The organism is Oceanobacillus luteolus (assembly GCF_023715655.1).
GTDB lineage: Bacteria > Bacillota > Bacilli > Bacillales > Amphibacillaceae > Oceanobacillus > Oceanobacillus luteolus.
Map to the genome: position 1 here is coordinate 44,267 of NZ_JAMBON010000010.1, position 12,390 is coordinate 56,656.

The 12,390-nt window shown below is 42.1% G+C and carries 10 protein-coding genes; 1 reads left to right on the forward strand and 9 read right to left on the reverse strand.

Going from position 1 to position 12,390, the window contains the following annotated elements:
* Positions 1 to 3 precede the first annotated feature (3 nt).
* The 3 genes from M3210_RS08570 to M3210_RS08580 are packed head-to-tail and all read right to left on the reverse strand — an operon-like array spanning position 4 to position 3,881.
* Positions 4 to 1,707 carry an ABC transporter permease gene (locus M3210_RS08570; protein WP_251513271.1) on the reverse strand — a complete coding sequence of 568 codons (1,704 nt, stop codon included), beginning with the start codon at positions 1,705 to 1,707 and terminating at the stop codon, positions 4 to 6.
* Complete coding sequence (locus M3210_RS08575; protein ID WP_251513275.1) at positions 1,704 to 2,825, reverse strand: ABC transporter ATP-binding protein; 1,122 nt, start codon at positions 2,823 to 2,825, stop codon at positions 1,704 to 1,706. Before M3210_RS08575 ends, M3210_RS08570 begins: the two co-directional genes overlap by 4 nt.
* A gap of 15 nt (positions 2,826 to 2,840) precedes the next feature.
* Entirely contained in the window at positions 2,841 to 3,881 is a 1,041-nt protein-coding gene (locus M3210_RS08580) for an ABC transporter substrate-binding protein (protein WP_251513278.1), read from the reverse strand.
* 461 nt (positions 3,882 to 4,342) lie between these two features.
* On the opposite strand from M3210_RS08580, the gene M3210_RS08585 reads away from it, so the two are divergent.
* Positions 4,343 to 6,640: a glycerophosphodiester phosphodiesterase family protein gene (locus M3210_RS08585; RefSeq protein ID WP_251513282.1), complete on the forward strand. Its 2,298-nt coding sequence runs from the start codon at positions 4,343 to 4,345 to the stop codon at positions 6,638 to 6,640.
* 45 nt (positions 6,641 to 6,685) lie between these two features.
* Here the strand turns inward: M3210_RS08585 and M3210_RS08590 are convergent, their stop codons facing one another.
* From M3210_RS08590 to M3210_RS08615, 6 genes are read right to left on the reverse strand one after another with little or no spacing between them, the layout of a single operon-like run.
* The gene (locus tag M3210_RS08590) at positions 6,686 to 7,123 is read right to left on the reverse strand and encodes a hypothetical protein (protein WP_251513286.1); all 438 of its coding nucleotides are present in this window, start codon (positions 7,121 to 7,123) and stop codon (positions 6,686 to 6,688) included.
* A 12-nt stretch (positions 7,124 to 7,135) separates the two neighbouring features.
* A complete protein-coding gene (locus M3210_RS08595) occupies positions 7,136 to 8,671 on the reverse strand; it encodes an ABC transporter substrate-binding protein (RefSeq protein ID WP_251513290.1) in 1,536 nt (511 codons plus the stop codon).
* Positions 8,672 to 8,691: 20 nt separating this feature from the next.
* A complete protein-coding gene (locus tag M3210_RS08600; protein WP_251513293.1) occupies positions 8,692 to 9,486 on the reverse strand; it encodes an ABC transporter ATP-binding protein in 795 nt (264 codons plus the stop codon).
* Positions 9,476 to 10,402 carry an ABC transporter ATP-binding protein gene (locus M3210_RS08605; RefSeq protein ID WP_251513297.1) on the reverse strand — a complete coding sequence of 309 codons (927 nt, stop codon included), beginning with the start codon at positions 10,400 to 10,402 and terminating at the stop codon, positions 9,476 to 9,478. Before M3210_RS08605 ends, M3210_RS08600 begins: the two co-directional genes overlap by 11 nt.
* Positions 10,399 to 11,289: an ABC transporter permease gene (locus tag M3210_RS08610; protein ID WP_251513300.1), complete on the reverse strand. Its 891-nt coding sequence runs from the start codon at positions 11,287 to 11,289 to the stop codon at positions 10,399 to 10,401. Before M3210_RS08610 ends, M3210_RS08605 begins: the two co-directional genes overlap by 4 nt.
* Before the next feature lie 16 nt (positions 11,290 to 11,305).
* On the reverse strand, positions 11,306 to 12,220 hold the full coding sequence (locus tag M3210_RS08615) for an ABC transporter permease (protein WP_251513302.1): 915 nt from the start codon (positions 12,218 to 12,220) through the stop codon (positions 11,306 to 11,308).
* Positions 12,221 to 12,390 lie beyond the last annotated feature (170 nt).

Sequence of the window (12,390 nt, forward strand, 5' to 3'; positions counted from 1 at the left end):
GCACTATGATTTATTTCCTCCTGATAGTCTATTAGCGAGAGCTTGTAACACAAGGACCATCACAACGAGAATGACAGACATCGCTGCCGCAGAATAATACTCTGCCCTTAATACGTTTTGGAAAATAGCTAAACTCATCGGTGCCCAACTAGCCGGCGCCATCAAGATGGAAATACTTGTTTCTTTAATAACCGTAACAAACACTAAAATCGAGCCAGCCGCAATACCCGGAAGCATTAAGGGACCAACGACTGTAGTTGCTGCGGTTAAAGTCGACGCTCCAAGACTGACTGCCGCCTCTTCAATATCTTGCTTGATTGCCCGCATCGTACCAACCGTAGAACGAACCATATATGGCAATCTGCGGATACTATAAGCGATGATTAAAATCAGCGCAGTACCTGTCAGTTGTAGTGGAGCAGTATTGAACGTTTGAATTAATGCTATACCAAATGCGATTCCCGGCACGATTAAAGGGATAGTTGTCATAAAATCCAGCGTAGTGGAACGATGGCGTACAACAAAGTAGGAAACAAACACGGATATAATGACGCTAAGAATCAAAGCTCCACCAGCTAAAATTAAGCTGTTTTGGATATTGCCCAAAGATGATGTAAAGATGGTGCGATAATGTTCTAATGTATATCCACTCGGTAACGGATCTTTCCCCCAAGTTGTAGCCAGCGACTGTAAAATGATTGTAGCCAAAGCAAGAATTGGTAATAGTACTACGAGACTTGAAAATATCGCCAAGGGTATCGTTAATGCTTTATTATCATTTAATTTAATCTCTTTAGGCTTGCCGGAGAGAATGTCATAGTTCTTCCCTTTTAAGAGATAGTTTTGCAGCCAATACACCACTCCCGCAACCGCAATCATAATAACCGTCAAGATGGCAGCTCCACCCCAGTTAAAGAATCCAGATATTTCACGATATGCATCCACGACAATTAAGTTCAAATCGTTCGGTGCCAAAATAATCGGTGTCCCAAAATCGGAAAAACTTACAGCAAATATGACGAGCATCGTTGAAAGCATGCCTGGCAATGCAATTGGAAACGTGACAGTAATAAACGTCAGCCAGCCTTTTGCCCCCATATTCCGTGAAGCCTCCTCCAAAGAAGCATCCGTCACTTTAAAGGCTGCTACCATCGGCCAAAGCGCATAAGGGAAAAAGAAGAAAATCTGTACAATCGCAATCCCTGTCATCGTGTACGGATCGAGCAACATTCCTTCGCCACCGAATTTTTCGTAAATATAGGTGACCCATCCTGAGCGCCCAAACATAATGATAAAGGCATATGCAGAAATAAATGTCGGGATGACCAATGGAATCGTACATAGGGCACCTATCGTCTTTTTAAATGGCATCTTCGTCCGTGCGATTCCATAAGCAATCGGAATACAAATCACGAGCACCCATAATGAAACGATAAGGGATAACTTTAGACTGTTTATCAATCCGGTAAGGTATCCACCATACGTGAATAAAGCTTTAAAGTTATCTAATGAAGCATTTCTAAACTGGTCAATCGTCTGTTGCATCCGTTCCATACTAATAAGCAAACCAAATACATTGATCGGCTGATTTGTAAATGCAACTAGAAATACAGATAATAGCGGAATGATTAAAAATAACAGAAAGAATCCATAGATTAATAGCTTGATTAGACCAATTCCTACAAAATGTTTTTTGAATTTATTCATATGAGCAGCACCCTTTCAGGTGATACACTTAATCGAATCGTAGAACCATTCGTTTTGATACTATCGCCGGACTCGTATGTTGTATCAACCAGTAAGTTATGTTCTCCGACTTTCACATCATAACGAACAATCGATCCAAGATATGTGGCCAATAATATTTCCCCTTCAAACGTGTTTCCTGTCTGATCTTTCGCACCGTTTAATACTTGTATATTTTCTGGCCTGACGACAACATCTACATGCTTTTTATCTGTTGGTGATGCAGACTTGATGCGCTGATTGCCAATCTTTACGGTTGTAAGCCCGTTTTCAGTCCCTACTACTTCACCTGGCAGGATGTTGGATGTACCGACAAAGTCAGCAATGAATGGTGTGTTCGGTTTACTATAGAGATCTGTAGGTGTTCCTATCTGCAAGATCTTCCCATCCTTCATGACAGCGATACGATCGGCCATGCTCATCGCTTCTTCCTGGTCATGAGTAACGAATATCGTAGTGATTTTCAAATCCTGCTGAATGCGCCGGATTGTATTACGCATCGTATGCCGAAGCTTTAAATCTAGATTAGACAATGGTTCATCCATCAACAACACTTCAGGCTCCATCACAAGTGCTCTCGCAAGTGCAACCCGCTGTTGCTGACCACCGGAAAGTTCACTCGTAAGCTTATTGGCATGATCCGTTAATTCTACGTATTCCAAGATGTCCATTACCTTTTCCGTAATATGCTTTGGATATTTTACGATTTTGCTATTGAGCATCCGAGTGTAGACGCCAATCTTTTTAAACAGATTATTTTTCTTCAGTTCCTTTATATTTAGGCTATACGCAACATTGTCAAACACATTCATGTGAGGAAAAAGTGCATAACTTTGAAAAACCATTCCACAGTTACGCTCATTGGGCGCCAAGTTGGCTATATCTTTCCCACCAATCATGATGGATCCTTTCGTTGGCGCTTCAAAACCTGCGATACATCTCATCGTTGTTGTTTTTCCACATCCTGATGGACCGAGGAGGGCAAAGAATTCGCCCTCTTTTATGTCCAAATTTATATCTTGAAGTACTGTTACTCCTGAAAATTCTTTCCTAAGTTGTTCAACAACAACTGATCCCATACTTATCAACTTCCTTTAATTAGTTTTACTGTTCCATTCATTACGGATACGATCATAGTTTTCATTCACCCAATCAATGTCCAAGTCGACTGCATTTTCTTTTAAACTCTCCACATTTAATGGTGTTTTCGATTCTACTTCTGGGTTGATTGGGATATGGTACCAATCTGCTAAAATCTGCTGTGCTTCCTCTTCCAACAAGAAGTCCATGAACTTCTTGCCTCCCTCTGGATTAGGGCCTCCTTCTACTAGAGTAGCTGGATTTACAAGAATAGGAGTTTTATCAGGTACGATGAAATCTACTGTTTCACCGTTTGCTTGAAGTTCATATGCCATAAAGTCAAACCCAACAGCAATATGAGCTTCACCCATCGCCACTGCTTTTGTCGGGGCAGATCCCGAGTCAGGAACGGAGTTTGCATGAGAAGCAAGCTGTTTGAAATACTCCCATCCCTCTTCTTCGCCATGCTGCATCATATAGCTAAGCACCATTAATGTAGCTGTACCTGACGCTGCTGGATTAGGGAACTGAATTTTCCCTTCCCATTTCGGGTCGAGTAAGTCTTCCCATGTTTTCGGCGCTTCCTCTTCCGAAACAAGTTCTGTATTATAAGAAAAGCCAAGCACGAATAATTCTGTACCGACATAATATCCATCTTCATGCTTCATCTTGATTCCGTTTTCGACGACTTCCCAATCCTCTGCACTCTCTGGAATATACTGAGTGATGATACCTCTATCAACTGCAGATTCAAATGGAAGAATACCGCCACCACCATACCACACATCCGCTTGTGGATTTTCTTTTTCTGCCATCATCTGGTTCACTAATACGTTTGTTCCTGCATAGTGGACATTCACTTTCTCTCCATACAATTCTTCATATTTTTCTGCGAGCTCTTTTGTTAAATCAGGTGTTTCAGGTGAATATAACGTAATTGCACCTCCGGAAGAACCATCGCCACTTCCAGCTTGTCCATCCGTATCCTCCGCACAAGCAGCAAGCATTCCAAAGGCTAAAACAAATAAAAATAGTAAAGTTGTAAACCTTTTCATTTTAATCCCCCTTTGAACTTACGAACATTCTTCAGAAATGATAAAAGAAGAGATTGAAAAATATACTCCTCCAAAGGAGTACCATTTCATCTCTTCTCTTCCGCTCTCTGAGAAATATTCGATTGAATTCCATATTAGCAAATTATTGGTTGATTGTAAATACTAAATTATTAAATAATATAGTTTAGATAGAAAATTCGGACATTGTTCCTATCCATTTATTCATAATAAGCTATTCTTCCTATAGACGATTCCGCATTTTCACATCATAATAATGGTAAATTTAACAATATTTTGGTAGGAGTCTAAGAGAAGATGCCTTAAAGGACCCCTGATTTATTCAGGGAACACTTTGGTGTCTTTTTTTATTATTTTTTCTATTAAAGGAGGGATCAAAAAAAACGAAGAACCGGACCTCTATAGATTTAGCATAGACAAACTAATCTGAAGGAGGAATAAACATGGACAAGAAGAAATTATTGTTTCTACCAATTCTCGCAATCACCTTTCTATGTGCTAGCTTCCTAGGTCAGCAGACTATCTCAGCGAGTGAAAATGTATTACTGGAAGAAGACTTTGAAGCAGATGTGTTACCAGACGGTTTTGAAGTCATCGAAGGTACTGCAACGGTAAAGGACGGAGCATTAGAACTCACATCAACGGATATCTCCTCCCCCTCTCGTGTCATCTTTTCGGTTGCAGATGGAATAGGAGATTTCGTATTTGAAGCGGATGTGACGTTCCAATCAGCAGTAAATGATGCACGCTGGGCTTCTTTAATGTTTCGCATCCAAAATGAGGACTACCCATATTATCAATTTGCCGCCAGAAAAGGAACATCTGCATTAAATGGCTTAGAATTCGCCATTCGTACGGAATCGAACAGTTGGAACGTTCCAATGAAGACATTTTATCCTGAGGATTTTGGATACGATGAAACGTATCGGATGAAAATCATCGCTAAAGGCGAACGTGTCCAACAATTTGTCAATGGACAGCTCGTCATCGATACGGATATGGCAGATCAGTATTTGGAAGGAGATCTTGGATTCCAAGTATCTGGTGCAACGGTAGCTTTTGATAATGTTAAAGTCACTACAAGAACAGAAGACCTGCCACCACTTGAAGATTCCAACGCCTTTTTGCCGGTGGAACCTGAAACGAATATGGTAAATGCACCAACGGTCATTTCAAGTGAAGTATTTGATGATATCGCTGCGTATGAAGGAGTGTCATCCGTCATCCTTCCTGTCGAAGTAAATGAAGATGGCGAGGTTATGGTTGGGGATACTACTTTAGCGGATAGGTTGCTCGCTATAAGAGGAGAAGTCATCCCGATTATTCAAGTGAATGATATGCAGGCAACGGACGGGGTAATTGAAGTTTTAGAGTCCACATCAACAAGGGATGTTCATATTTTATCTCCTCAAATTGATGTTTTAGAAAAAATTAAAGCTGCGTACCCAACAGCTCGAGGAGCCATCTTATATGAGAAAAATCATTTCAATAAACACGATATGAAAAAGTTGGTTGAGGATGCTAATATTAGTCGCTCCTTCACGGTCGTTTTACCTGAGCGACATGTTTCGATTGATACGGTTTATTATTTCCATAACCGGGCGATATCTGTTTGGGGAATTAGCGATGACGCTCATGCTTTAATCCATGCCGGGGTCGATGGAATTGTCACCAATCACCCACAAGAAGCAGTGGAAGTATTTGGAGAGTACCCTGAAAACACGATCATCCAGCGTCCAATCGTCGTCGCTCACCGAGGCGTCCCTTCACTTGCACCGGAAAATACGATGGCAGGCTACCATCTATCCTATGAACTAGGTGCAGATTTGATTGAAACCGATATTCAACAAACAAAAGATGGACATATCGTTATCATGCATGATGCAACAGTCGATCGGACAACAGATGGCACGGGGGCTGTTGCGGACTTAACGTTGGAAGAAATTCGCGAGTTGGATGCCGGGAGCTATTTTGGTGAAGAATTTGCCGGTGAAAAAGTTCCTACCTTCCGCGAGTTTCTAGAAGGCTTCAAGGATAAAGATGTAGTGTTGCTCGTTGAGCTAAAGGCAACAGATATTGAAGAGCAAGTACTTCAAGAAATTATGGAAGTCGGCGTAGAAGAAAAAGTCGTCCTGCAGAGCTTTAATATCGAAAGCGTTAAGAAATTCAGGGAAATCTCCCCACATATTAGTGTCGGTTTCCTTTATTCCGCATCGGTGCCTGGTTCACCGGAACAACGGATTAAAGATGCTGAACAAATGTTAAACTATGCAACCAGCATTGGCGCTCGTTTGAACGCAAGCTATGGCAGCCTTTCCAAAGAATCGATCACCTATATGAGACAACGCGGATTAATTAATATGCACTGGACATTCCGTGATCAAGAGCCATTTAAAAACTTACTGAAAAGCGGCTTAATCGGACCAATTACAGACTATACCCAATGGTTGACGGATGGGCCAACCTATATTGAAACACCAATTAAAAAACGTAATCTAAAAGTAGGAAAATCAGCAACTATTAATGCGAAAACCTTCGTCAACTATCGCACAAAACATAAAGAAAACGCAGAAACTTCACTTTATGTGTACGATGGTCAAAGTTATGTCGATGTCGCTGAAAATGTCATCACAGCAGTCGCACCAGGGACAGCGGATGTTTTTGCTATGCATACCTTCCATATGTTGGATGAAGATTGGAACTTAGTTTCTGAACCGATTGAAGTTAAGGTTAGTGAGTAAAAAAATAATCCCTCAGCTAATACTACGCTGAGGGATTATTGGCGTCTAAGACTGTGTCTTATGGACAATATCAAATGTGATGTTGGAATCATTTTCTTTTTTATTCGTGATTACCCAGTTCGGAGAAAGCATGTTTTCAAAAGAAGCAAATCCATCTGAACTCAATTCGATTCCTAAAAATCGATGTTCTTCTAATGTATAATCTTTCCCTGATTCCAGATTGAATTTAATATTCAAGATACGTTCGATTCCGTAAACAGACATAAATTTGATGCTATAGCCGGAAAGGATAGCTTGTTCGATACGTTCTGGATCATCTTTTACTTCGTGGACAAACTTCAGATAATCGAAGCTATCATCTTTCTCCAAAATGGCATCGATGTCAGCAGTTTTGATCGCATGAACTAATTCCGACTTTGTCATGCCAGCGGCAAGCAAAGTTTCAACCATGTAGGCTTCCATTAATGTCAGTGATGCTGCCATTATTTCTCCCCCTTATTCACTTAATGTAATTTCATCCACTACGTATAATTCATCCAGTCTTGGTGTATAATCAATCCGGTCACTCACACCATAGCGGCCTTCCAATTGGAACAGATAAACAACACCTCTGTCTTCCGCTAAGATTTCTTGTACTTTCTGGTACTGTTCGCTACGCTCTTCTTCATTCATATTATAGGCTGCTTCATTCAGTAATTCATCCACTTCTTCATTTGCATAACTCGTCACGTTGTCTTCTCTAAATAGCTCGAGGACACTTCCGTCAAACATATCATTACCCCAACCGACGAAAACACCTTCCGCTAAATCTTCAGCGAATAAACGTTTTGCAAATTGGCTTTGCTCCAATAACTCAAGGTTAGCAGTAATTCCAACTTCCTGAAGCATTCCACCAACTACTTCAGCCATTTCTGTGTAATAGTTGTTTACTGAGATATCAACTGTAATTCCGTCTTCGTATCCAGCTTCTGCCAATAATTCCTTGGCACGCTCTGGGTCATACTCATACGTATCATAAAGGGACTCATTTGCACCGAAGTTTCCTGGAGTAACATGCGTTCTTGTCGGTGTAGCTGCACCTAATAAAATTTCATCAATAATCACTTGGTTATCGATGGCAAGATCAATTGCTTCACGAACTCGTGGGTCAGCAGTAGGTGCATCCTCTTCTGTTGATAACCAAAGCTGAATCACACGTTGAATCGGTTCTAATTTCACGTGCGTTCCGTCATTGTCATTGATTCTATCAATATCTGCTGTTGGAATATTAAAGGCGATATCCACTTCATTCGTCAATAGCTCCGCCACTCTCGTTGAGTCTTCTGGAACGACAGTGAAGTGAACTTTTTCCCAATTTGGCTCACCTTCGAAATAATCTTCAAATCTCGTCAGCTCTACATAATTATCTTTTTTCCAATCAGAGAATTGATAAGCTCCTGTTCCTACAGGATGTTGGAAAAATTCTTCCGCCCCCACTTCTTCAAAATGAGCAGCAGGGAAAATGCTTGCTGCAACGGTTGATAGTCTGCTTAATAATTGTGGATCAGCTTCTTCTGTAACGATATGTACCGTATGATCGTCCACCACTTTCACTTCGGCAATTTTGTTGAATACAGAGTATTGCTGTAGTGTGTTGTCATTCGCAACCCGTTCTAATGAGAATTTCACATCTTCTGCAGTGAAATCATCACCATTATGGAAAGTTACTCCTTCTGTCAATGTAAACTCCCAAGTTGTATCATCCATTTGTTCCCAACCTGTCGCAAGATCTGGAACGATTTCCCCTGAAGCATCACGCTTCACCAATTTATTGTAGATATTCACAAGGACTGCTGACGTTGTGATGACATTATTGTTTTGCGGGTCAAGCGTCGTAATATCTGCAGGATTGGCAATGGTCAGTAAAGAGTAGCCATCTGTTGTTTCGCTTCCTTCTGTATTTTTAGGTTCTTCATCTGGATCAGTAAAACCACAAGCGGCAAGCAACATCGTAATGATGAGCATCATGCTGAGTGCTTTAAACTTTTTCATGTTGTCATTTCCTCCTTCAATTATTTCATCTCTTCCCTAAACTTTGGGTGAGATGGTGGAACTGCGTTAAGTAATGTTTTCGTGTAATCATGTTGTGGATTTTCAAATATTTCATCGCGACTGCCGGTTTCAACAATCTTCCCTTTGTACATGATGGCAATCCGGTCGCTGATGAGCCGGACAGCCGGCAATCCATGCGCGATGAAAATATAGGCAATCCCATATGTCTTCTGTAACGTATCAAGTAAATGTAAAATTTGCGCCTGCGTCGATACGTCCAATGCGGAAACAGCTTCATCACAGACAATTAGGTCTGGTTTTAAAGCTATTGCCCGGGCAATACTGAGTCGTTGCCTTTGTCCTCCACTGAATTGATGCGGAAAACGGTTGAGATGCTCTTTCCCTAATCCGACTTCCTCTAGAAGTTCGAGCGCCTTCTCGTATCGTTCCCTTTTCGGCATCCTTTCATGAATGAAAAGCGGTTCGGTGACGATATCTTTTGCCCTCATCCTTGGATTAAGCGAGCCATAAGGATCTTGGAAAATAATTTGCAGCTTCCTTTTCTCCGGACGGGATAAGCTAGTTATCGGTTTTCCGTGAAAAAGGATGTCCCCTTTCGTCGGTTTTTCCAGTTGCATAATCATTTTCGCAACTGTTGATTTTCCCGAACCGGATTCACCGACGATACCGAGTGTCTCTCCTCGATTCACATGAAAGTTCACGCCATCTACAGCTTTTACGACCGAACCATTCTTCTGGTTGGCGTAATGTTTTTTCAAATTACTTACTTCCAACAGTTTCTCTTCAGCTTTCATCCCGGGCAGCCTCCTTCCTACGTACAAAATGGGTTTCACTTAGTTGTTCAAAAGGGGCATCCTCGAATTCATCCAGCTCATGAGTCTCTTCTGGAAGTAAATCTTTCGTATCAGTCTTCATATCCAGCGTCGGCATGGCTTTCAATAACCGGATCGTGTACGGATGTTGCGGATTGTCAAACAGTTCAAAAACAGTCGCTTCCTCGACGATTTTCCCTTTACGCATGACGAGGACCCGATCCGCAATATCAGCCACTACACTTAAATCATGCGTAATGAACACAATCCCCATGCCGTTTTTACGGTTCAAGTCTTTCAATAAAGATAGGATTTGTTTTTGAATCGTCACATCCAAGGCAGTTGTCGGTTCATCGGCAATTAATAGTTGCGGTTCATTTGCGATGGCAATCGCAATCATGACGCGTTGGCGCATGCCCCCGGATAATTGGTGAGGGAAACGGTTAGCGACGGATTCGGCATCTGCAATCTCCACTTGGCGTAATAAATCCACGACCTTTTCCTGGATTGCTTTTTTGGAAAGCTCAGGGTGGTGAATTCTTAACGTCTCGGCAATCTGTGTCTTGATTCGCAGCATCGGATTCAAGGACGACATCGGTTCTTGGAAAATCATCGCCATTTCCCTGCCGTTCACTTTTCGTCGTTCTTTTTTGGATAAGGTGAGCAAGTTCCTTCCCTGATATTCGATCGTACCATCAGTAACTTGTCCACCACCTTTTAACAGCCCCATAATCGCAAGGGATGTCATGCTTTTTCCACTTCCGCTTTCCCCGACAATCGCAAGGATTTCACCTTTGTTGACGTGGAAAGACACATCATCGACTACCGTGATTTCTCTTTTATCCCGTGAAGGAAATTGAACTTGGAGATGATCCACGGCTAATAGTGGTTCAGTCATTTCCATCCCCTCCTCGTTTTTAGTCTAGGATCGAGTGCATCCCGGAGCCAATCCCCAACAAACGTAATCGCTAATACCGTGATGGTGATAGCAAGTCCAGGGAATGTGGCGATCCACCAACTTGTCGCAATATAATTCCGGCCATCATTCAACATGCCACCCCAAGTAATATCCGGTGGCTGGACACCGAGCCCGAGAAAGCTCAGAGACGATTCCGTTAAAATAGCCGAGGCAATTCCAATAGTCGCAACGACAATAAAGGATGACACGACGTTGGGCAAAATATGACGGGATAACAAGTATGTATGTGATGTCCCGAGCGTCTGTGCCAGTTGGACATATTCCCGTTCTTTGACACTTAATACTTCCCCGCGGACGAGCCGTGTATATTGCGGCCAGCTTGTTAGACCAATCACAAGAATCAGCGTCATCAGCCCAGGTTCAAACACAACGACGGCAACAAGAACGAGCAGCAATGTAGGAATCGCCAAAATCGCATCGACAATCCGCATCAACACGTGGTCCACCCAAGTTCCGCCTAGATATCCTGATAGTAAACCTAGTAAAAGTCCAATCGCTCCTGAAATGATGACAGCAAACAATCCGACGAGCAGGGACACACGGCCACCATAGATAAGCCTGCTTAAAATGTCTCTCCCGACATGGTCCGTTCCTAGAATATAGGTAGTCGACCCACCTTCCACCCAGAACGGAGGAATCAGACGTTTTGTTGCATCAATTGCAAATGGATTATGCGGGACAATCCACGGAGCAAAAATGGCCAATAGGACGATGATGGCAAAAATGACCAATCCAATCATCCCCAGTGGCGAAGAATTATTACGTATTTTAGCAACCATCCGTGCTAATGGATTATTCGTATTCAATACACCTCACTCCAAACTACTTGTATTTAATCTGTGGATCGAGGATTCGATAAACAGCATCTGTTATTAAATTGGCGACAATCGTAATCAGTGCGATGACAAATACGATTGCTTGCACTACCGCCATATCACTTGCCCCAATGGAAAATAGCAATAATCTACCTACACCTGGCCAAGAGAAAACAGTTTCCACGACAATCGCTCCACCAATCAATTGTGGGAATTGGATCCCAACAATCGTAACAACGGGAATAAGCGAATTTAAAAACACATGTCGTAAAACTACAATGAATTCTTTTTGCCCTTTACTCCTTGCCGTTTGGACAAATTCCTGTTCGAGAACTTCCAAGACACTTCCACGTATAAGACGTGTCATCTCCGCAGCAAGTGCCACGCCAAGTGTCACGGACGGCAAGACAAAGTGGATTGGTGTCTCGGCACCTGAGACCGGGAATATGGGAAGCATAACTGCGAAAAATAGAATCAACATGATCCCAATCCAATAGTTCGGCATCGCCTTTCCAAGGATGGAAACTCCAGAAATAATAAAATCAAGAAATGAATTCCGTTTCAATGCAGCATAAATTCCGAGTGGAATCGATATGATAATCGCAATCCCCATCGCCATCAGCGAGAGGGTGAGCGTCGCCGGAAGCCGCTCCATCACAAGTTGAAGGGCAGGTTCCCGGTATTGTAGTGAATTACCGAAATCTCCCGTGATTAAATCCTTAATATAATTCAAATACTGCACAAAGAAAGGGTCGTTCAATCCTAACGCCTCTTCCAGTAAAGCACGGTCTTCCGCTGTCGCATTTTCAGGCAGCATCATCGAAACCGGATCACCGGCCACATAAACAAGACCAAAAACAATTAACGTTAATATAAATAGCGTCGGTACAATTTGCAGCACCGAACGTTTTAAAAAGGCCAAGCAATCACCTCAATGTCGAATATTGTCGTAAAACATCATTACTATATTGTAACGGCAAATGTATAAACGCACTAGCAAAATGCACTGTGGGAAAACGAAAATAATCGGTATTTTGAGAAACTTCCCTCCTGTGAGTGAGTGAAGGCTTAGGTATGGTATTAGCGTTTGCT